Annotated in this window: 25 protein-coding genes; 9 read left to right on the forward strand and 16 right to left on the reverse strand. The window is 38.0% G+C overall.

The annotated features are described in order from the left end of the window. Window positions 1-64 precede the first annotated feature (64 nt). Window positions 65-1,288: an ABC transporter permease gene (locus tag FHR85_RS09960; protein WP_167262768.1), complete on the reverse strand. Its 1,224-nt coding sequence runs from the start codon at window positions 1,286-1,288 to the stop codon at window positions 65-67. A gap of 1 nt (window position 1,289) precedes the next feature. Then, complete coding sequence (locus tag FHR85_RS09965) at window positions 1,290-2,027, reverse strand: ABC transporter ATP-binding protein (protein WP_167262770.1); 738 nt, start codon at window positions 2,025-2,027, stop codon at window positions 1,290-1,292. Window positions 2,028-2,164: 137 nt separating this feature from the next. Between FHR85_RS09965 and FHR85_RS09970 the strand changes: the two genes are divergently transcribed. Together FHR85_RS09970 and FHR85_RS09975 are read left to right on the forward strand one after the other, a co-directional pair. Continuing rightward, a complete protein-coding gene (locus FHR85_RS09970; protein WP_167262772.1) occupies window positions 2,165-2,584 on the forward strand; it encodes an HIT family protein in 420 nt (139 codons plus the stop codon). A 71-nt stretch (window positions 2,585-2,655) separates the two neighbouring features. Next, entirely contained in the window at window positions 2,656-3,030 is a 375-nt protein-coding gene (locus FHR85_RS09975; protein ID WP_167262774.1) for a YtxH domain-containing protein, read from the forward strand. Between the two features lie 607 nt (window positions 3,031-3,637). Here FHR85_RS09975 and FHR85_RS09980 read toward each other — a convergent pair. The 4 genes from FHR85_RS09980 to FHR85_RS09995 all read right to left on the reverse strand — a co-directional run bounded on the left by FHR85_RS09980 (window position 3,638) and on the right by FHR85_RS09995 (window position 7,659). Beyond that, window positions 3,638-4,552: a glycine betaine ABC transporter substrate-binding protein gene (locus FHR85_RS09980; protein ID WP_167262776.1), complete on the reverse strand. Its 915-nt coding sequence runs from the start codon at window positions 4,550-4,552 to the stop codon at window positions 3,638-3,640. A 31-nt stretch (window positions 4,553-4,583) separates the two neighbouring features. Continuing rightward, a complete protein-coding gene (locus FHR85_RS09985) occupies window positions 4,584-5,552 on the reverse strand; it encodes a glycine betaine ABC transporter substrate-binding protein (RefSeq protein WP_167262777.1) in 969 nt (322 codons plus the stop codon). 78 nt (window positions 5,553-5,630) lie between these two features. Next, window positions 5,631-6,470, reverse strand: coding sequence for an ABC transporter permease (locus FHR85_RS09990; protein WP_167262780.1), 840 nt, complete (start codon window positions 6,468-6,470; stop codon window positions 5,631-5,633). Then, window positions 6,463-7,659 (reverse strand): betaine/proline/choline family ABC transporter ATP-binding protein, encoded by a 1,197-nt coding sequence (locus FHR85_RS09995; RefSeq protein ID WP_167262782.1) that lies wholly within the window; start codon window positions 7,657-7,659, stop codon window positions 6,463-6,465. Before FHR85_RS09995 ends, FHR85_RS09990 begins: the two co-directional genes overlap by 8 nt. Window positions 7,660-7,944: 285 nt before the next feature. Between FHR85_RS09995 and FHR85_RS10000 the strand changes: the two genes are divergently transcribed. The 4 genes from FHR85_RS10000 (at window position 7,945) to FHR85_RS10015 (ending at window position 10,037) form a co-directional block, all read left to right on the forward strand. Next, window positions 7,945-8,430, forward strand: a complete 486-nt coding sequence (locus tag FHR85_RS10000; protein ID WP_243864221.1) for a GbsR/MarR family transcriptional regulator — start codon at window positions 7,945-7,947, stop codon at window positions 8,428-8,430. Between the two features lie 199 nt (window positions 8,431-8,629). Further along, window positions 8,630-9,157, forward strand: coding sequence for an HTH-type transcriptional regulator Hpr (locus FHR85_RS10005; protein WP_167262784.1), 528 nt, complete (start codon window positions 8,630-8,632; stop codon window positions 9,155-9,157). A 121-nt stretch (window positions 9,158-9,278) separates the two neighbouring features. Then, window positions 9,279-9,827 carry a DUF3267 domain-containing protein gene (locus tag FHR85_RS10010; protein ID WP_167262786.1) on the forward strand — a complete coding sequence of 183 codons (549 nt, stop codon included), beginning with the start codon at window positions 9,279-9,281 and terminating at the stop codon, window positions 9,825-9,827. A gap of 30 nt (window positions 9,828-9,857) precedes the next feature. Continuing rightward, window positions 9,858-10,037 carry a hypothetical protein gene (locus FHR85_RS10015; RefSeq protein WP_167262788.1) on the forward strand — a complete coding sequence of 60 codons (180 nt, stop codon included), beginning with the start codon at window positions 9,858-9,860 and terminating at the stop codon, window positions 10,035-10,037. Window positions 10,038-10,082: 45 nt separating this feature from the next. Here the strand turns inward: FHR85_RS10015 and FHR85_RS10020 are convergent, their stop codons facing one another. Next, window positions 10,083-10,172 carry a YjcZ family sporulation protein gene (locus FHR85_RS10020; RefSeq protein WP_167262790.1) on the reverse strand — a complete coding sequence of 30 codons (90 nt, stop codon included), beginning with the start codon at window positions 10,170-10,172 and terminating at the stop codon, window positions 10,083-10,085. Between the two features lie 144 nt (window positions 10,173-10,316). Here FHR85_RS10020 and FHR85_RS10025 point away from each other — a divergent pair, with 144 nt between their 5' ends. Next, window positions 10,317-11,183: a peptidylprolyl isomerase gene (locus FHR85_RS10025; RefSeq protein WP_167262792.1), complete on the forward strand. Its 867-nt coding sequence runs from the start codon at window positions 10,317-10,319 to the stop codon at window positions 11,181-11,183. Between the two features lie 62 nt (window positions 11,184-11,245). Here the strand turns inward: FHR85_RS10025 and yhaM are convergent, their stop codons facing one another. The 3 genes from yhaM to FHR85_RS10040 are packed head-to-tail and all read right to left on the reverse strand — an operon-like array spanning window position 11,246 to window position 16,351. Further along, window positions 11,246-12,184: a 3'-5' exoribonuclease YhaM gene (yhaM, locus tag FHR85_RS10030; RefSeq protein WP_167262794.1), complete on the reverse strand. Its 939-nt coding sequence runs from the start codon at window positions 12,182-12,184 to the stop codon at window positions 11,246-11,248. Window positions 12,185-12,222: 38 nt separating this feature from the next. Beyond that, window positions 12,223-15,126, reverse strand: a complete 2,904-nt coding sequence (locus FHR85_RS10035) for an AAA family ATPase (RefSeq protein ID WP_167262796.1) — start codon at window positions 15,124-15,126, stop codon at window positions 12,223-12,225. A gap of 1 nt (window position 15,127) precedes the next feature. Next, entirely contained in the window at window positions 15,128-16,351 is a 1,224-nt protein-coding gene (locus FHR85_RS10040) for a metallophosphoesterase family protein (RefSeq protein ID WP_167262797.1), read from the reverse strand. Between the two features lie 150 nt (window positions 16,352-16,501). On the opposite strand from FHR85_RS10040, the gene FHR85_RS10045 reads away from it, so the two are divergent. After that, complete coding sequence (locus tag FHR85_RS10045) at window positions 16,502-16,687, forward strand: YhzD family protein (protein WP_167262798.1); 186 nt, start codon at window positions 16,502-16,504, stop codon at window positions 16,685-16,687. 41 nt (window positions 16,688-16,728) lie between these two features. Here the strand turns inward: FHR85_RS10045 and FHR85_RS10050 are convergent, their stop codons facing one another. Beyond that, the gene (locus tag FHR85_RS10050) at window positions 16,729-17,085 is read right to left on the reverse strand and encodes a YlbF family regulator (protein WP_167262799.1); all 357 of its coding nucleotides are present in this window, start codon (window positions 17,083-17,085) and stop codon (window positions 16,729-16,731) included. 78 nt (window positions 17,086-17,163) lie between these two features. After that, window positions 17,164-18,297: a DUF445 domain-containing protein gene (locus FHR85_RS10055; RefSeq protein WP_167262800.1), complete on the reverse strand. Its 1,134-nt coding sequence runs from the start codon at window positions 18,295-18,297 to the stop codon at window positions 17,164-17,166. Window positions 18,298-18,421: 124 nt separating this feature from the next. Here FHR85_RS10055 and FHR85_RS10060 point away from each other — a divergent pair, with 124 nt between their 5' ends. After that, window positions 18,422-18,610 carry a hypothetical protein gene (locus FHR85_RS10060; RefSeq protein ID WP_167262801.1) on the forward strand — a complete coding sequence of 63 codons (189 nt, stop codon included), beginning with the start codon at window positions 18,422-18,424 and terminating at the stop codon, window positions 18,608-18,610. Between the two features lie 255 nt (window positions 18,611-18,865). Here the strand turns inward: FHR85_RS10060 and FHR85_RS10065 are convergent, their stop codons facing one another. From FHR85_RS10065 to FHR85_RS10080, 4 genes are all read right to left on the reverse strand, one after another. Beyond that, on the reverse strand, window positions 18,866-19,072 hold the full coding sequence (locus tag FHR85_RS10065; RefSeq protein ID WP_167262802.1) for an alpha/beta-type small acid-soluble spore protein: 207 nt from the start codon (window positions 19,070-19,072) through the stop codon (window positions 18,866-18,868). A 65-nt stretch (window positions 19,073-19,137) separates the two neighbouring features. Beyond that, window positions 19,138-20,529 (reverse strand): class II fumarate hydratase, encoded by a 1,392-nt coding sequence (fumC, locus tag FHR85_RS10070; RefSeq protein ID WP_167262804.1) that lies wholly within the window; start codon window positions 20,527-20,529, stop codon window positions 19,138-19,140. Between the two features lie 74 nt (window positions 20,530-20,603). Next, on the reverse strand, window positions 20,604-21,401 hold the full coding sequence (locus FHR85_RS10075; RefSeq protein ID WP_167262806.1) for a M15 family metallopeptidase: 798 nt from the start codon (window positions 21,399-21,401) through the stop codon (window positions 20,604-20,606). A gap of 163 nt (window positions 21,402-21,564) precedes the next feature. Then, window positions 21,565-21,804: an IDEAL domain-containing protein gene (locus FHR85_RS10080; protein WP_167262809.1), complete on the reverse strand. Its 240-nt coding sequence runs from the start codon at window positions 21,802-21,804 to the stop codon at window positions 21,565-21,567. Window positions 21,805-21,838: the final 34 nt, after the last annotated feature.

Raw genomic sequence — 21,838 nt, forward strand, 5'->3', positions numbered from 1 at the left:
TTGGTATTTTTTAAAATTTACTATAAAAAAAGCACATCCCCATTGGGACATGCTCTTCATTACTTTATCCCTTAAACGCTCGAATTCGTCCACGCACATAAAAGGCCTCGAACAGTACGGTAAACGCTGCAGCAATACTTAAATAAATAAGTGCATTTACCCAATCACTAGCCCACACAAATCCGATCGTCGTAATCACAACTTGCACAACCATAATAACTAAAATCAACTGATGAACTGCTTTACGCCGCACATCAACCGCAACTGGGTACAATCTCAACCACTCCACTGTCCTGTGATGATTGTAAATCGCGATAAACTGAAAACCTGACATGAACAAGAATAATACCGCAAACAACATTTTGCCCCAAAATGCTGGCACCCAAAACACGAAAAACAACGCTAAAGCGACCAACCTCAGATACATTCCGAAATAATCACCACTTCGGATAAATGTAATCGCATATAAATACTTGAACGTTTCTTTTCGGCTAATCGGCATGCGACCAGTAATCAGTCGAACTAAACCGTGACGCTTCTTTGGTTTCCGTTTTAAATCTGGTACGTCTGTCGACATATTTGCAATCCGATAGAAAAATTGCAATTTCGCATCTTCTTGATCAATTAATCGATCCCAAGGCAGCGTAAACCCTTTATAAAGATTATGGTAGTTTAGAAAACAAACACCTACGATTAAAAGTGCTCCTATTAACGCATAATACGGCACGCCTATTGCTAAGAAATACATAATAAATGCATTAATAATTAATCTTATCGCCATATCAAAATAATGATATCGCATATCTCGCGTTTTTTGCATAAACCAAGTAGCAAACAAGTTGCCCACTTTCACCACTAACGCAAAAACGATCATCACCAAGATATAGCTCGCACTGACATGATCATAAATCTGCAAATACAATGGCGTTAAGGCAAATAACGCAATCGCAATCCAATAGCTTTGCATGACAAAACTATAGATGACCGCATTTCTGACATAAGGTTTCAGTTTGTTTTCAACTGGTAATAGAAAAACTGTATCAGCTTCTTTAAAAAATGTTCGCACTGGACTGTAAGTTAATAATGCCCCGACTATCCCAACAACAACCCATTCAACCGGAAACGTATCGGGTACTGTTTCTAACCATGCCTGGTAAAAGTATGCGAAGGCAGCGACGAAGAAAATCATCGCAAACGCTAGATGATCATTAAAAATTAATCGCATATAACGGCTGACCATTTTGATATGAGACTGAAACCGCTCTTTCCATAATTGATTGGTATCCATATTAAGCATCGTCCTTTGTTAATTGCACATAAATATCATCTAAACTTGATCCGGGCATGTTGAATTCAGTTCTTAATTCATCTAATGTACCATAAGCTCTAATCTTACCATGGTGAATAATAACAAATCGGTCGCAGTACTTCTCAGCTGTTGCCAGAATATGCGTAGACATAAGTACGCCTGCTCCGCGTCCTTTCATCTCTTCCATCGTATCTAAATAAGACTGAATCGCTAATGGATCTAAACCAACAAACGGCTCGTCCACAATATAAAGTGATGGTTCCACTAAAAATGCACACATAATCATCACTTTTTGGCGCATCCCTTTTGAGAAATGAACAGGGAACCATTTTCGTTTTTTATCTAAATGAAATTCTTTTAACAACCACTCAGTGCGACTCTCATATGTTTCCTCATCTAAACCGTAAGCCATTGCCGTTAAACGCAAATGTTCTTCTAACGTTAATTCTTCATAAAGCATCGGCATTTCTGGAATATAAGCAAATTCCTGACGATAGGCTTCTAAATCTTCTTTCATTTGCTTACCATTAATCGTGACCGAACCTTGTTTCGGATTCATTAAACCGATTATATGTTTTATTGTTGTACTTTTACCTGCTCCGTTTAATCCGATTAAACCAACTACTTCACCTTGTTTAACCGAAAACGAAATATCGTGTAATACATTTTGTTGCGTATATCCACCTACAAGTCCATCAATCTGTAATAAATCACTCATACCATCCCTCTTTTCTCTAACTCTTTCCCTATCATACCAAAATTTTAAGACAATTCACTAGTTTAGACGGTTTATTCTTACATTCGACACATGTTTACGTTACAATAAAAGAAAGAATATTTCTTAGGAGGATGACCATGTCAGATTGCATTTTTTGTAAAATTCTCGATGGTGAGATTCCATCTGCCAAAATTTATGAAGACGATGATGTATACGCTTTTTTAGACATTAGCCAAGTAACAGAGGGACACACACTCGTCATCCCAAAGAAACACTGTGAAGATGTCTTTGATTTAGATGAAGATACAGCGGCTAAATTGTTTAAAGCGGTTCCTAAAATTGCTCGAGGAATCCGTTCAGCCTTCAATCCACAAGGCTTAAATATGCTTAATAACAATGGTTCATTTGCTGATCAAAGTGTTTTCCATGTTCATCTTCATTTAATTCCACGCTACGATGAATCAGACGGATTTAAATCTAAATGGCAGACACACGGTGATGACTACACGCCAGAACAACTTCAAAACATTGCACAATCCATTTCAAACGAGATATAAGAGAGATTATTGCGCAAGTAGACAGGGAATATCATATATAATAGCAGTAGATGACGAAAGGAGAAATCGCAATGCCAAACAGTAAGTCATTAATTTTAGGTGTATTTACAGGAGGATTGATTGGAGCATCTGTCTCTCTATTAACAACACCTTCCTCAGGCAGTGATATGCGCTTACGTGTCAAAGAGCAAAGTGAACGGTTACGTGAAATCACACAGGAATTGAAGGAAAATGGAATTGACCTTAAAGAACAACTAACACAGACATCTAAAGAAGGTGCAGAACTTCTTAAAGACCTATCTCAAGATATTAAAACATCCGTCGAAAGCTGGAAATCAACAGTTGAACCGCATCAAGAAAATCTTCAAGAACACCTTCGTCAGATCGAAGAAGGTATTAAAGAATTAGAGGAAAAGATGAAAGAACAAAATGCTAATCAGACATGATTGTTAACCTGCTCGCTATTTGGTGAGCAGGTTTTTAATTAATGCTCAGTTAAATCATTTTTCATTACGCTCTATTAAAGTCCGTTGTTGATATTGTGATCCGCTTTCGGTGGACGCTTTTACCCACAGGGCACAAGTGCAACATCTGTTCAACCTCACTACGTTCGTTTTTCACAGTGTTTTCTATGCAGGGGCACGGCTCGAGCCAGGCAACTTCATCGAATAAGCTTCTTTGTTACTTGCACCGAGGAAGCCTACTTCGAAGCTTTGCTAGAAGACGCAGGTGCATCGCTCGGCCTAAAAGCGTGGCCTGCGGGGTCTCGAGACTCGTGCTATTCCTGTGACGGCCCGGATGGCCTAATGTCGACGTTGGTCACAAAAGCTGATTTCATAAGCTTCTTCGACTATTCTGCGCCGAGTACTCGCAGGCGCAGGACGTGACCGCTTTTAGTCGACCAGGAGTCACCACCTTCGCTCCTCACAATTCAACAACTCAGTGCTACATCATTTGAAATTCAACACTGAACTTAAACAGAGCCTTTCATAAAAAACTCTCCCTAACCGAAGTTAGAGAGAGCAAAATATCAATCATTCTAATGTCATCCAATTATTCAGCTGCTTCCAAATCTTCAATAGAATCTATATCCATATAACTCGGAACGACAAGACCGATTTTAGCACCTTCTAAGTTCGGACCTAAATTGACTACATCATCTTTAACACTTTCGTAGAAATCAGCATGCGTGAATGGCAACCAAGCTGCTGCTGTTGCATCAGCATCACCGTTCGCAACTGATTCAAACACAATTGAAGGATCTACAGGTGTTACATCAACTTCGAACCCTTGTTGCTCAAGAACAATTTTTAAAACACTTGAAGAAGCACGTTCTGAATCCCATGGTGTTGATGCAAGGGTAATAGTCGAACCATCACCTTCACCAACGCCATCTGTCCATTCAGATACTTTATCTTCATTGTCTTCTATCCACTTTTCAGCAACAGTACTGATTTCTTCATCATTCTGGTTTGCGTCATACATAATTTGCTCCATATCTTCAACTGACCACTTAAATTGATCGATCAATTTAAATGCTTCTGGATGATCACTTTCCAATCCTTGACGTGCTAGAGTTACGATGTTTTCAGCTTCACCGTAAACCCCTTTAGGATCTTCTAAATACTTCATATCTGGAAATTGAGCAAACATCCAATGCGGATTCCAACCAGTAACAACGATTGGTTCCTCTGCATTGATTGCCTCTTCTAATTCTGTAATCATTGCAGCTGTTGATGACGCTTCTAAATTCCAGCCTGATAAGCTATCATATTCTTCAATTGCTTTTTCTGTTGTCACCGTAATACCAGCACCAGGTTCAATCCCGATAATGGTATGCTCTACTTCTTCACTGTAATTGACATCTTCATTAGAATTATCGTCGCTAGAAGCATCATCTGATCCACACGCAACAAGCGTGAGGACCAGGGATGCTACTAACATTAACATTCCCTTTTTAAAGTTCATGTATGTTAGAGTCTCCTTTATTGTGAGTAAATTACTCCATTGTTGTCCATTCGTCAACTAGGTCTTGGTTGTTTTCAACGAAGTTAGCCGCTGCATCTTCAGGGCTAGTTCCTGCTTGAATCTCAGACATAACTGAGTTGAACTTCTCTTCGCCCCATTTGAAGTTGTCAAGTACTTGGTAAGCACCCGGCATATCTTCTTCTAGGCCTTCACGAACCATTGTTTCGATTGTTTCAGCATCACCATAAACGCCTTCAGGATCTTCTAGATATTTAAGATCCATTTCTGCGAATTTCCAGTGTGGAGACCAACCTGTTACAACAATTGGCTCTTCGTTTTCATATGCTTCTTGTAATGATGTAGCCATTGCACCAGAAGAAGAAGTTTGGACTGACCAGCCATCTAAGCCTTCATAAGTTTCCACTGCATCTTCTGTAGCTTGTACAACACCAGCACCTGGTTCGATACCAGTGAATGTTTCATTAAACTCATCACCATACTCACCTAGGTTTTCTAATGAGTCTGCTTCCACATATTCAGGTACAACAGCACCAATTTTAGCACCTTCAAAGTTAGGGCCAAGTTCTACCATTGAATCTGAATGCTCTTCGTAAAGATTACCGTGAGTATTTGGTAACCAAGCAGCTACCATACCATCAGCGTCTCCACTTGCAACTGACTGCCACATAACAGCGTTATCTAGTGGAGTTAATGTAACATCATAACCTAGATCTTCTAATACTTTACCAATTACGTGAGTTGATGCAATCTCTGTTGCCCACTCAACGTAAACTAGCTCAATTTCACCTTCGTGAGTGATGTCGCCAGATTCACTTGAACCTTCTGAATCTGAGCCGCTATCTTCTGATTGTTCTGTGTCTTCACCATTTCCTTCTGAATCTGAGCCAGAACCTTCATCGCTACTACCACAAGCGGCAATCACCATGATTAACGCAAGCATAGCTACAAGGCCTAAGCTTTTCCATGTTCCTTTTAACATGTTAAAACAACTCCCCTTTACCTTAATATAATATATTGGAACTCCTCTCCCATTACAGGAGAGAAGAGCTTCCTTAATTTATTTACCCTTATTTAAGCTTTGGGTAAAGCGATCGATGATAATCGCAAGGATTACGATACCGAAACCGGCAACGAATCCTGTTCCTGCTTCAGCACGTTGCAGTGCAGATAGTACGTCACGGCCTAAGCCTGGCGCACCGATCATCGAAGCGATAACAACCATTGATAGTGATAACATCACAGTCTGGTTCACACCAGCCATAATCGTTGTTTTCGCCATTGGTAATTCAACTTTAAAGAGCTTCTGACTTCCAGTTGTACCGAAAGCGTCTGAAGCCTCTACTAATTCGTCTGAAACTTGGCGGATACCTAAGTTTGTAAAACGAACAACAGGTGGTGTTGCGAATACGAATGATGCAAACACACCTGGAACCATTCCGATACCAAAGAAGGCAACGGCCGGAATTAAGTAAACGAATGCCGGCATTGTCTGCATGAAGTCAAGTACCGGTGTAATTATATTTTGAGCTATGTTACTCTTCGACATTAGAATCCCGAAAGGAATACCAACTATGACAGAAATTAAACTGGCATAGAAGACTAATGTGAAGGTATACATAAGTTGCTCCCAAAGTTCTTGGTTATGAATAAAAATCAAACCAACAATTGAAAATGCTGCTAAACCAAACTTCTTGCCTGATAAGAAAAAGGCAATAAGTGCAATAAGAATAATAATTATAATCGGTGGTACCATGCTTAGATATTCAGCAGATGTATCAAGCAACCACCCAAACCCTTCTTGAACAGGGTCGAAAATAAATGAAAACCAATCTGTAATTTTGTCTACTCCAAGGTCTATCCATTTTGCTACTGGTATTTGTGGTATATTATCAAGCATCGTCTGCGTCCACCTCATTTCCATCAGCTAATGCTGCGATTACAGCACCACGTACGATAATACCGCGAAGTTTTCCGTCTTCTGTCACGGCGACTGGTACGGGTGAATCGTGAATAATATTAAAAATCTCATTAATTTGTGTTTCTTTATCGACAGATGGAACCTCAGTTTTCATAATTTCACTAAGTTTCTGAACACCATCTTCACGTGCTTGACGTGCTTCATCCGCTGTTACATAACCTTTAAGATTACGAGAACGGTCTGTTACAAAGATCGATGAAAGCCCTTGTTCACGCATTCTTTCTAGCGCAACACGTGGACCATGTTTATCATAGTCAACAGTCTCAGGACGTTTCATAATATGTTCTGCTGTTAAAACTTTTGAACGGTCGACGTCTTCTACGAACTTCTCAACGTAATCGTTCGCTGGGTTAGTCAGAATTTCTTCTGGAGAACCAATTTGAACAATCGAACCGTCTTTCATTAATGCAATACGATCACCAATACGTAACGCTTCGTCTAAGTCGTGTGTAATAAAGACAATCGTTTTCTGCATTTTTTCTTGTAGATCTAGTAGCTCATCTTGCATATCTTTACGAATAAGTGGGTCTAATGCTGAGAATGCCTCATCCATTAGAAGAACTTCTGGATCATTCGCTAAAGCACGCGCAAGACCTACACGTTGCTGCATACCACCTGATAATTGGCTTGGCAACTGTTCAACATAACCGCCTAGACCAACGAGTTCAAGTGCTTCCTCAGCTTTTTTAGAACGTTCTTCTTTATCCATACCTTGAATTTCAAGGCCAAATTCTGCGTTTTCACGCACAGATCTGAATGGGAATAACGCAAAACGTTGGAATACCATACTCATTTTCGTACGACGGATTTCACGTAAATCTTCTTTATTCATGGTAGCTAGATTTTGTCCGTCGATTTCAACGCTACCTTCTGTCGGTTCAATCAAGCGGTTTAAAAGTCGTACTAATGTCGACTTACCACTACCTGAAAGACCCATGATTACGAAGACTTCTCCTTCTTCTACCTCAAAAGTTGCTCGGTTAACACCGACAGTACAACCGGTTTTATCGAGGACCTCTTCTTTGGAGTAACCTTCGTCTAACAATTTTGTTGCCTCTTTTGTTCTCTTACCGAAAATCTTCGATAAATTTTCGACTTTAATCGGCACTGGTTTACACCTCTCTCTTCCTCAATCACTTTAATCATATAACTTATGTTGTAATCACTTTGTAACAATCACTCTTCTAACTATATTACTTTCGACAAAAAAACTCAACTTGGACATAGAGCGACATAGCTCTATTTATTCCGTAAAGTTAAAACTGAACAAACTTATCAGACGAAATACTAGTTTTTTCTCTCTTATACTAGCAAATACTATCAATTTTCCTGGTTTGTTTTTGTACGAAAGTAGTGTAGATTGAAATTAGATGTCCTAAGGAGGCTCTTTGGTATGCAATCAAAAGAAAGGGACGAAGACCTTGAAGCTTTTCATTACAATATGATTAGCGAGTTTTCGAAAACGTTAGAGATGTTTTCGTTAAACACAACAGAATCACAATTATTTGTTATTCTCTACTTAAGTGAAGAACCGATGACGTTGGATGATATGAAAAATGCTCTAGGAAAAAGCAAGACTGCTATGAGCAATGCCATTCACACCTTACTAAACTTCAATCTAGTAGAACGTGTTTGGAAGAAAGGTGTCCGAAAAGACTTATACCAGGCTGAAAAGGATCTCTATGAGAAGTTCATGAACGCTTATGTTAATCGCTGGTTAGAAGCCATTGCCAAACAAAAAGCTAATCTAGAACAGATTGAGAAACAATTCTGTAAAAAATCAGAAAAAGATAAACAAACAAATCTTAAGTTACAAGAAGCTTTAAAATTTCACGATGCACTAGAAGATGTTTTTAACGACTTACATAAAGAATACTAATAATTACTAAAGCGAGTTGTTGGATGTTAAAAAATTCCTACAACTCGTTTTCTTTATATTATGTTAAACTATAACAAAACTCAAGTCATACACACTGAAGTCTTAAATTGAACTTTATCATTAAATAGCGTTACTCCATGAGTCATTTCGGGTAAACTATAAAGATATACTTTAATACCAATAAAAAGGGGTCGTTGTCGTGAGTGAACAAAATTATTCATTACAAGAAGCTATTCTTTATTCACACAAAATGGCACAGTTAACGAAGGCTGTTTGGAAGCAAATCGAAAAAGATTGGCAAAACTGGGTGAAGCCATTCGACTTAAACTTAAACGAACATCATATACTATGGATCTGTTATCATTTAGATGGCGCAAGCATATCGGAAATATCTAAATTTGGGATTATGCATGTGTCTACAGCTTTTAATTTTTCCAAAAAACTTGAAGAACGTGAGCTCCTCACATTTTCAAAACGTGAAGAAGATAAACGAAATACGTATATTGAGTTAACAGAGTCCGGCAAACGTCTTTTTGAAGAAACGATGGAAGCCCATGCTCAAGGAACAGATAAAAACACCGTTATGCAAGCTTCACTACCTTTAAAAGATTTATATGGTAGATTTCCCGAATTCCAAGAGTTAGAAGCTATTGTGAAAGAGATTTATGGCGAGGAATATCTAGACATTTTAGACCGCTCCATCGCAAGTATTAAAGCGGAATATTAAGAAGGTGTAATTTTTTTGTCAAAAGGGTTGAATTTTTTCTTTGTAAGGCGTATTATCACCCTTGTAATAGTCGTTACAAGGCTACGCAACGCCTAAATTCAAAGATAAAGGAGGCCCTATCATGACTTGTTGGAAAACGATCAACATTTCAAAAGAATTCGGCCATAATCGACTGAAAATCTTATCGGTTTTTTTCAGTATTATGTCATTTATAGTCCTATTTGTTCCATTTTCGATTATTCACCATAATGTGTCGTTACATGAACCCGCACTTTGGCAAGTTTTGTTAGGGCTATTAACATTACCTATTTTGCATAAATTAGCTCACGCTTTTCCACTTACCTTTACGAGTAAGGAATTTACGTTAAAATGGTATTTTAAATACCGCTATATACCAATGTTAAAATTTAAGATGCGTTCAAGTTTATCGAAACGCACGTCCATTATTATGATGTTAGCACCTACCATTGTGCTGACACTACCATTGTTAGCTGGCGCAATCGTATTACCGACATTTTATCCAATCTTGATTGTATTTACTGCGATTCATCTGGGTATTTCCCTTACAGATTGGTTAATGTTATCATTCTTTATTAGAGCACCAAAACAATGTATTGTAGAAAAGTCAAAACACAATTATGATATTCTCGTTCAGTCTCCACAAGCGTAGTATGATCGTAAGTCATTAGGAGGGGAAACATTGCTACTGTTTTATGTACCATTTGCGTTGTTTATTTTTTATGCATTTAATACGATGACCCAGAAATTCTGTACAAAATCTGAGATGTCTAACGAAAAAAGCGTTAAAGTTTATCGTATGATTAACATTTCAATGCTTGTCTTACTCATCTCATCTTACTATGAAGTGAATTTTCTATAAAAAAAGGTTGATCTTCAAATGAAGATCAACCTTTTTTATGAGTTTCTAGAACCAAGCGGCGCCCACAATGATGAGTAAAATGAACAGCACAACAATTAGAGAAAATCCGCTGTAATAATCTTTTCCATAACTCATTTTTTCACCCCCTAATCCATATCTATCTTATTGTATGGTTGTGAAAGCTCAAGCGAATAGGCATGTGTCAACTTGATTAATGCCACTTTAAAATATTTATGGTATAGTTATGATTGTACATATAGAAAAATGGGGGAATCAGAGTTGAAAAAACTGATCGTACTACTCTTTGCAAGTATTTTATTTATTACTGCCTGTCAATCAGAGGAGGAAGTAGTTGTAGAATCTGAATCAGGTGATATCACAAAGGACGAGTTCTATAATGAACTGAAAGAACGTCACGGCGAGGAAGTATTAGAGCAAATTACGAAAGAAATGGTTCTTGAATCGCAATATGACGTGTCTCAAGAAGAAGTTGACCAAGATATAGAAGAATTTAAATCACAATTAGGGCCTCAATTCGAACAATTCTTAGCCCAACAAGGTTATGAAAATGAAGAAGATTTTCGTAACGACTTTTATATGAGTCAACTTGAATTCAAAGCAGCAACGGATGACCTAGATGTTTCAGATGAAGATGTGCGCATGCGTTATGAAAATATGCAACAAGAAGTAAAAGCGCGCCACATTTTAGTTGAGGACAAAAGCACTGCAGAAGAAGTCATTCAAAAATATGAAGATGGTCAAGAATTCACTGCTCTTGCTGAAGAGTACTCAACTGACGGTTCTGCTAGCTCAGGTGGTGATCTTGGCTATTTCACTGGCGGTGACATGGTATTACCATTTGAACGCGCAGCCTTCTCACTAGATGTCGGGGAAATTAGTGAGCCTGTCGAAACACAGCATGGTTGGCACGTAATTTTAGTTGAGGACAAACGTGAAGCTGATGTGGAATTAGATTCTTTCGAAAACATGGAAAGTCAAATTCGAGAGTCATTATTAGCTTCTCAAGTCTCACAAGATGAACTCAATTCAATTATTGATGACGTGATGAATGAAGCTGATGTGTCCATACAAGACGATGACTTAGACCATATCTTTGATTCAGAAAACGAAAGTGAAGACGAATAATATAGTTAACACAGAAAAGTTCCGAAACATGTCTAAAAGCTGTTTCGGAACTTTTTATATACCTAAATTGTTGGCTTGTAAAATTGACGGTTCTCCATTGGAAAAATACGGTCAGTAAATTCACCAGGTTCCACTTTTTCAAGTGCCCGATTCATCATGTTCATCTTAGCATCAATCATATCAATTTGGTGCAATATTTCAGCTTCACGAACAATCGGCGTTTTCGGGCTTCCCCATTCATTTTTACCGTGATGGCTTAAAACGAGATGTTGTAGTAGCATCACTTCTTCACCTTCGATCCCTAATTCTTGAGCCGTCACTTTAATTTCTTCGACCATCATTGAAATATGACCAAGCATTTTACCTTCAAGTGTATAAGATGGTGAAGCTGGTGAAGATAGCTCTTTGACTTTACCGATATCGTGTAAAATAATACCCGCATACAATAAATCCATATTTAAATTAGGATAGAGCGTCTTGAGTGATTGAGCGATTTTAAGCATGCTAATAACATGGTGCATCAGTCCAGAAGCATATTCGTGATGATTCTTTGTTGCAGCTGGGTAAACAAACACATCGTCGTTATACTTTTTCAAAATCTGTCTGACGATCCGTTGAATATTAGGGTTTTCCAACGCAAAGATGGTTTGTGTTAAATAATCTTTCATTTCTTCCAAATCGACAGGTGCTTTCTCGATAAAGTCTTCTACTTTAACACCATCCATCTCATTAGCCAGACGAATTTGGCGTATATTCAATTGATGCTTGCCGCGAAATTGACGAATTTCACCTTGCACATGAACGATTGATTCCGCAAGAAACATTTCTTCGTCTTCTTTCGCCGCTTCCCACAATTTAGCCTCGATTTCACCACTTAAGTCCCGAAACACAATCGTTAAAAAGGGCTTACCATTACTCGCTACTCCTTTATCAACGGATTTAATTAATAAGTAACCTTCAAATTGATCTCCAACTTCTCGATTAGCTACGCCTTGTGTCATATCATCGCACTCCTTTTATTAAACTATTATCTTCTTCGCTAATTTAAATGTATCACATGATAAGGTGTAGATGATGGTCCCTCTTCAAATGAAAAATAAATAATTTGTTGTTTCTTTGCTTGCTGGGATAGGATCCTCATCATTTCTTGTTTGCGTTCATGATCAAAATGGACAAACGCATCATCCAATATAAACGGAAATGCTTTGGTATCTCTTAAAGACTCATTTAAAGCGAACCTTAAAGCAACATAGAGTTGATCAGCAGTCCCGTCTGACAATTGCCTCACATCAAACCATACATCATCATATCGCTGTACCATTAAAGATTCCTCTTGGGAAAATCGAACGGTTTGATAGATTCCTTGAGTCAATTTATTAAACAATTGAGAGGTTTGAGTCAATACATGAGGTAAGTAATCGTATTGATACTTTGACTTTGTGTCTTGAATAAGTCCTTTAGCTACTTTTAAAGCTGCCCATTGTTTTGACAATGTTTTAATTTCATCTTCAATTTTCGATCGTTCATGAATAAGATCAGATAATCGACCATCTTCTTCTATTTGTCTAATGTGTGCCGTACAATCAGCTAGGCGTTGTCGTTTTTCCTCTAACTGTGCCTCTCCTGTCTCTTTTCGATGTCGATTGTTCTGAAGCACCTCTTGTAAGTGATCCCAGTTATAAGACTGAGCAATCACCTCTTCTGTACTGTCACCGAATAATTGTTTAACAGCTTTATATGCTTCCGTCCTCTTCTGGTCTTTCTCTTGATAAGTGGCAAACGCCTGAATGACATCTTCTAACTCCGATTCATTTTCTACATCAATTTCCGACAACATATCCTCCATTGCTTGTTCATATGGGGCATATTCGTCTTTTAACTCTTGTAATTGCTTCTCTAATTCTTCTAACCAATGATGATGCTGATCTATTTGATTTGTTATATCACGTTCTTGATTTAAATATTCACGCACTAATGATAAGCCAGCTTGGTCGTCGCGCCAATTCAAATCATTCACATAATAAGATAAAAAGCGTTGCATTTGTTCCTTGATATAGTCTAGTGAAGATTCGGTCGTTCGTTGTGATTCAACTAATTGATCGATATCACTCAATATATGTTTAGCATTAATCAATTGTTGGGCGATATCTTCCCATTGTTCGAGTTCATAGCGTTCTAACCAAGGATGTTGATTAATTTCTTGGTTTTGTTTGAATTCAAGATCATCAATGATTTCTTCAATCGACAATCGTCCACTTTCAACTTCACGTAATTCACTGTTCACGTAATCGATTTTGGTTTGAAGGTCGCGATTATCATTGATAAGCTGATCATCATTCGCTATGATACGTTCTATTTCGCTTTTTTCTTGTTCTAAATATACCTCTTCTTCTGAGTTACCTGAATGACTTACCTGTTGATCATTGCTTCGCTGCAGTCGAATGTGCAGGACATAAACTGCTACCCCACTGATGCCAGCATACATATAACTAAAAACATTCATCCAACCCATGACACCAGTTAATACAAACCCAATCGCTAAAGCAAGCGCCAACCATTTACCTACCATAAATGATGTCTGTTTTAAAGAAGTTTGACGGTTACGTGAAGAGCTACCACGTGAGGCACCAGTTTGACCAATAAAAATCTGTTGGTTAACATGCTCAAGTTTTCGTGAGTTCGTAGCACGTTCCTCTTCTGTCAGTAATCTCTTTTGATTATCTTGCTGCTTAGATTCTAATGATCTCAATTCATCTAATTTAATTCGTTTACGACGTTCTAAGTCACTTAATTTTTCTGCATTCGCATGTAAGTCATAAGCAATTCGTGACCATGTTTGTTTCGTATAATCACTTACAGATAATGATCTTAATTCAGATTCATCAACTGGCAAATTCAGCTTTTGTAATTGTGCGCGTTTTGATTGAATTTGACTAGATAAATCATCATACTGCTGTTTCTTATATTCCCATTCCACCGTCCACGCTTGTATTTCATCAAGTGTGAATGGAAAATGGGCTTTTTTTGATTGAGCCATTAGCCGATTACGTTCTTCTTTCGCTTCACTCATCTTAGCCATAATCGCTCGAGCGCGGTCATCATAGGTTTGACGTTTCGCTTTAACATCCTCATATCGATCAATGACATCTTGGGACAAATGTGAATGATTGAGCAATGATGCCATTTCCTGATCCAGTAATTGAACACGATCAATGGAAGAAGAAACTTGAAGCAATTGTTGATTATCTTTGATTTGTTGATTCAACTGTTCATCTTCATCTTTTAATGCTTGGATATCTAATTCCAATTGTTTGGCTTCTTGATAAAGTGTAGCGTGTTCTTGTTCTTTTATTTGTGCTTTCTCAATTTCTTCATTGATAGCTTTTAATTGCTGCAAAGCTTGGTTAATAGGAGGTTTACGACCTTGTTTCTTGAACAGTTTATCGCTCTCTTTCGTTAAGCCTTGTTCAATCTCAACAATATCTTCAGAGCCTGTTAAACCTAAATTGAATAATACTTTCCCAATGTCATCTGACTGTTGATGTCGAATGGCTTCAAGATCACGATCCTGGAAGGAGAAAATGGCTTGATAGATATAATGATCCACATGATCCAATAATCGCTCGACTTCTTTATCCTGAACGACTTCTCCAGCTAAATATCCTACTCTCTTACCTCGATTACGATGAGAAAATCGCTCAATCGTGTATTCATCTACTCCATCTGTTAAAATGAGCCGACCACCTAGTTGCCCATCCAATAATGACGTATATTGTTCACGCTCAGAAGCTGATAATCCAAATAAGATATACGTGATAAATGATCGTAGTGATGATTTACCTGACTCGTTATTACCGTATAAATAATTAAATCCACTTGTTAAATCGATCGTTTTTTGATGCCATTTCCCAAATGACACCACTTCTAATTGCTTAATCCACACATTAATCCCTTCTATCATTCAGTAATTGATTGATGACTAATTGTTCTGCTTGGTCTTGAATATCTGATAGTTCTTCATCACTAAATGTTCCGATATGATCTTTGAACTGGCGATGTTGAAGTAAATCGGTTAAATAAGTCGTCACTTGGTTTTTATCATGTTCCTCTGATAATTTAATCACTTCACCAACAAATTGATTCGATTGTTTAAGCTGGTTACGATCGTAGGAAACACTCGTTTTTAACTCTAAAAAAGTTAACCATATCCAGTTAGATGCTTGATTTTCCTGCTCATTTAGCCACTGTAACAACTCTGTTTCATAGCCTTGAAGAATATCTGGTACGATGACTTGAAGACGTAACCAAACCTTACCGTGTTGATGCCTTAATTGATCCTTATAATCAGCCAACACTTTGACAAGATCGTCGATTTTATCACTTGATGAGGCGGTCGTTTGTTCATCTAAAAAAAGCACATCATGTAATGAATGGAAGGAGAGGTTAGTTTGTTGTTCCGTTAATTCCACAACATAACAACCTTTCTCCCCTGTTTCCTTCATATGACGACCTTGGATATTACCTGGATAGACGATATAAGGTCTTTGCGCTAATAAATCACGCTTATGAATATGCCCGAGCGCCCAATAATCAAATGGTTTTGCTTTCAAATCTTCCAACTGAAATGGCGCGTACTGATCGTGCTCTTCATTTGATTTTAGACTCCCATGTAAAGTCGCAATATGATAACCCGACCGGTCAATTCGCTCGTATTCATGCACTTTTGGTTCTCTTACTGCTCTGGATTCATAACTGAACCCATATAAGTGAGCTTCAGTCTCGCCTTTTCTGAATGTTGTCACCGACACTTCTTCGGTTGGAAAAATATATGTGTTTTCTGGTAGTGTTAAATCAACTTTACGCATCATATCGTAATCATGATTACCAAAACTAATATAAACGTTAATCCCGTACGTATTTAGTTGTGATAGTCCTCGTTTTAGCGTTACAAGTGATTTTAAAGAAGCGGACTGAACATCAAATAGATCGCCAACAATTACTACAAAATCAACTTGTTCATTTACCGCTAGTTCAATCAAACGTTCAAACGCCTTTAACGTCGCGTTCTGCACATCATATAAGATATTTTCTGGTACTTCACGCATCCCTTTAAAAGGACTGTCTAAATGTAAATCGGCTGTATGTATAAATCGAATCGGCTGTTTCATCGTGATCCTCCTTACTATGTATTTTACCAAAAGATAAAAGCGAATGCACGTTCGATTACTATTAAATGCTTTTAAGGCGTCAGACTATTTACAAAACTACGGAAATTCCATATAGTTAAAGTAGCCTAACTAAACTTGAGGAGGACAAACATGAAGACTTATTTTTTAACGGTTTTTTCACAAAAGGGAGAGAACTTATTAGACGATACAATTGAAGCACAAAACGATGAGGAAGCATCAAAGATTGGTAAAGAACGTCTAGCTGAACACGGCTATCAAGAGTCGACTCATCGCTGTGTATCACCAGATGGACGTTTAGTGTTATTTCATCGATAAGACAAAAAGAGGCTGCCGCAGTTGCGACAGCCTATCATTATTTATTGTTGTTGTTCATCTTCACCGTAAAGTTCTTCTAACGGCTTCGTGATAATCTTACTGACATCGCCAATTAATGTATTAAGGCGCTGCTCTTCTTCCATAAGCTTAGAAATATCTTCGTTTTGTTGAACAAGTTCAACAACTTGTTGAGCATTTTCAACTTCTTCTTGTGTGATTTCTTCACCTTGAGCTTGTTTTTGTTGCAATTCAAGCTGTGTATCACGGAAGTTATCGAACATTTGCTTCGTTGTTGGATCGTTCATTACTTTTTCATACGCTTCTTTTAGCGCTTGGAATTCTTCACTTTCGCGAAGTCCTTTTTCTAAATCGTAAGCTAAATCATAAATATTTGACACAATATACCTCCTAGAAACTTGCACATATTCGAACCCTACTTTAACAGAGATTTACCCTGCTGTATAGTCAAAACTCAATTATCCGACAAAAATCACAATCAACCCTTGCACTAAGCCAATTGTACCACCAAGTAAAGCTCCTAAATACGTAATCATCTTTAATTCACGTCTTGAAATGTCTAAGACCATTTTTTCCAAACGTTTCACATCAAATTGACTGACTTGCTTTTCTACCATTTGACTTAAATCGATTTGCTTCATAATGGTTTCAAGATGAGCAGCTATTTGATTAAGCATGAGCGTGACAAGGTTAGGGATAATATCGTGTTTTGCTTGATATTCGAATGTCTTTAACCATGTTGAAACGGGTTCATGTAAGTATTTCCTAATATCTAATTCATTAACGATGTAATTGGCCATTTGATCTTCAATCTGATCGTGCAATAACTTGTGTCGCATGCTTGCAAGATCAAGATGCTGCCACTTATGCCATTCGGCTCGAAGCATCGTTTCCACCGTCTCATGTGTATCATCAGAACGGATGAATTGATTAATCGCAGGAGTAATCTTCTCAACTAGTCCTTCTTCACCTAAATAATTCGACACCATATTTCCTAGAAAGCCTTGACTTTGTAAGAAACTAGCCCCCGCTTCAGATATTTTTCTTTGACCTTCTCGACTATTCACGTATTGATCGACTTGTTCTAATAAATATCGTGTTGCTTGAGGCAAAGATTCATCGATCGTCTGCGTCAGTTGATCAGGCAATATTTCATGCAACGTCTTCGTTTGTTCACGGTCATAGATATGGCGTAATTGTTCAGCAATCTTCTTCGTTAAATTGGCCTCAATTTGCTCCGCTGACCAGTCTGATTTCACATTATTTAAAAGATCGATTGTGCGTTTTTCAGATTCACACCATTCATCATATTTAAGCGATACAGCTTCTGTCACTTGTTGATTGAACGATGGACTGACTAACTTTTCTTTTAAAGCGTCTTGTGTCACTAAATGTGATGTTACTAAATAACCCAGTTGTTCAGCTAACTCTTCTTGGCGCTTGGGAATCAATCCTGGTGTAAACGGTAATTGAAAACGACCAATATATTTCGCCTTATATGGTTTAAATAGCATTTTAATCGCTAAGTGGTTCGTCATGCCACCTATTAATGCGCCTACAACTACCATCATTAGCACTAAAAGTACAGTCATATTATCACCAGCTTTCATAACAAATCTCACTTTACATACTGTAGCATATTTGATTTAGCATTGCGATTTTACACACATGATTTTTTTGTATCAGGTTAACCTAAACGATAAAGGAGGGTGTTGGATGGCATCTAAGAAAAACCAAGAAAAAGACCCGCGAAGCGAATTCGATTTAGATGTCGAACGCATGTTAAATGAAGGGTTAGCTGGTGGCCAAGTGAATCCTAAAGATGGTCAAAGTCAAATCGAACAATCTCACGACATTCGTCGAAATAATAAACCATTTGCAAAAGCAGATGACGATGAGAGCTAGGCCGCGGCCTAGCTCAATTTTATGATCTACACCCGAATTTCGTTTTCGCCGTATATGCTTTGTATTTCGTTGTATCGATTGGAAAAATCGCTGTATAAGGTCAGTTTTCGCCGTATATCAACTTAAAATCGCTGTATAAGTATATATTTTCCCTTGATTATTAGGCTTTTAATTGTGCTATTCGTTATCACAATAGAAAAGGAGGGTCTTATTTTAGTAAGACCCTCCTCATCCTATTCAATCCGTTTCTCATGGCTAGGCTTGTGGTCCGCCGCCCATTTGTTGTTCAGCCATTTGAACTAGGCGTTTTGTGATTTCACCGCCAACAGAGCCGTTTGAACGTGACGTTGAATCTGGTCCAAGCTGTACACCAAATTCTTGAGAGATTTCCGTTTTCATTTGATCTAAAGCTTGTGAAACACCAGGTACAACGAGTTGATTTGAATTGTTGTTTTGCGCCATGTTGTTCACCTCCTGTGTAACCTTTATTGTAAACAGGAGGCTTTCAATTATAACGGTAAATCTTGTTATTTTGCGTTAGGTTTTGTCATTTCTTTAGGATTAACAAGGCGATCAAATTCCTCACCCGAGAGCAGCCCTGTATCTTCCGCCGCTTCGCGCAATGTTTGATCATGCTCATGAGCGTGTTTGGCAATTTTTGCTGCGTTCTCATAACCAATATGAGGATTCAATGCAGTCACTAGCATAAGTGAATCGTTAACATTTTTATTAATTTCTTTTTCATTCGGTTCTAGTCCTACTAAACAGCGCTCGTCAAATGACTTCATGCTGTCACCAAGAAGTTGACAAGATTGCAAGAAGTTATAAGCAATCATAGGTTTGAAAACGTTAAGTTCAAAGTTACCTTGGCTTGCTGCAACACCAATGGCAGCGTCATTACCCATTACATGTGTTGCAACCATCGTAATCGCTTCACTCTGTGTTGGATTAACTTTACCCGGCATAATTGAGCTTCCTGGTTCATTCGCTGGAATCTCAATTTCACCTATACCACAGCGCGGGCCACTAGCAAGCCAGCGCACATCATTAGCAATCTTCATCACATCAGCTGCTAAACCTTTAAGTGCTCCATGTGTATGCACAAGTTCGTCGTGACTCGTTAAAGAATGGAATTTATTCGGTGCTGAGATGAATTCGCCATTCGTTTCGTCATTTATTTTATCTGCAACGACTTCAGCAAAATCAGGATGAGCATTAATCCCTGTCCCAACAGCCGTTCCACCCAATGCAATTTCACGTACATATTTTAATGAATCATTGATCATGGATTCTGTTTTTTCTAACATACGATGCCAACCACTAATTTCTTGTCCTAAAGTTAGTGGAGTTGCATCTTGTAAATGCGTACGGCCAATTTTCACAATGTCATAAAATGCATCAGATTTTTCTTTTAATGTGTTTTTCATCTGTATTAAAGCTGGTAATACGTGATCCTCAACCTTTTTAACGGCTGCGATATGTAATGCAGTCGGATACGTATCATTAGAACTTTGTGATTTATTGACGTCATCATTCGGATGTAGACGTGTGTCTTTTCCTTGTTGTGCTAACCACTCATTCCCTACAAAAGCTAACACTTCGTTCATATTCATATTCGATTGTGTCCCACTACCTGTTTGCCACACAACAAGTGGGAAATGGTCAAATAATTCCCCTGCTAATACACGATCAGCAGCATGTGCAATAGCATTAGCCTTATCCTGGTCTAATAAACCAAGTGATTCATTTGCCCGAGCAGCACTCTTTTTAAGAGTAGCAAAACCTTCAATAATTTCCTTTGGCATCGTTTCATTACCAATCGGGAAATTTTGTAAACTACGCTGCGTTTGTGCTCCCCAATACTTATCGGCTGGTACTTTCATTTCACCTAATGTATCGTGTTCAATACGATATTCCATGATTAGATCCTCCTTTAAATTTACGAACATAACCACTATTTATTATAAGCATTTTTTCTGTGAATTTAAACGATTTACTCAACTAAACCATAATATTCTTCCACTGTCACATCGGCCTCGTGAATTTCTGTCGCAATTGATTCTCCGAAATAACGTAAGTGCCAAGGTTCATAACCATAGCCTGTTATATCACTCTTTCCTTCAGGATAACGAATGACAAAACCATATTTATGCGCATTATCTGCCACCCACTGTCCAGCTGCTGTGTTACCAAATGATTCTGTAAGAGCGTAATCATTTTGTGCTGTTGAAATATCCATTGTTAATCCTGTCTGATGTTCACTATGACCTGGTTGAGCGGAATATTGCAGGGCATGTTCACGACCGTTTCGATCAACATTAGAAGCAAATACTGCAGCTTGTGTTTGTTGAGAACGATAGCCTGAAATGCCAACTAATTGATGACCTTGCTGTTCAGCTGCTCGGAATAAATCTTCGAGTGCTTTAGCGGCCTCAGCTCGCATATATTTGCGCTCATTATTCACAACATGAAACTCAACATTTGGTGTTGTTAAATCAGGTGGTTCATAACCCTCTGGTAACTTCCGTTGCTTATTAACAACAACATCCATAGCCGTTGGTTCATCAACTACTTTTACATCCCCACCATTTGTTTCATTTGATTTTTGTTCTTCATTAGCTTCATTTGTTTCATCATCACCCGATAATTCAATATTGGATTTGTTTTCTAAGGCTTCTTCACTTGCTGCTACTTCTTGTCCTGTTTTTACTTCGGATTCTGTTTGACATGCACTCATCACTCCAATGATGCATACCATACCAAAGATGCCTATAATACGTTTCACAATCATTCCCCTATCATTTTCTTTTTAAATTCAAATCACTCTTCAATGTTTTTTACATTGTTAAGTTTTGATTATTTACGACACAATTTTAACATACGTCATACAAATTCGTACTCATTTCACAATAAAAAGCTGCCTAAAATCAGGCAGCTTCTGAGTCCATTTCAGCTTATTTTACATATTTACCATACTGTTGGCTAAGTTCATTGAATGACTGAACATCGCCAGTGTCAAGCGCATCATTGATTTGTTCTTCAAGACGTTGTTTGTTAAAGGTGTAAGTTATTTCATCTAAGAATAGTCGTGATGCTAACTTAACCTCATAAGGAATGTCACGATACGCTTTGAATGTCGTTTCACTTGGAAACTGATTTTTCACGAGTACATAAGAGGTAACTTGTTTTTTCATGGCCCCTTCCCCCTTACTCCTTTTTTCTATTATC

The organism is Alkalibacillus almallahensis, from assembly GCF_011761495.1.
GTDB classification, from domain to species: domain Bacteria; phylum Bacillota; class Bacilli; order Bacillales; family Alkalibacillaceae; genus Alkalibacillus; species Alkalibacillus almallahensis.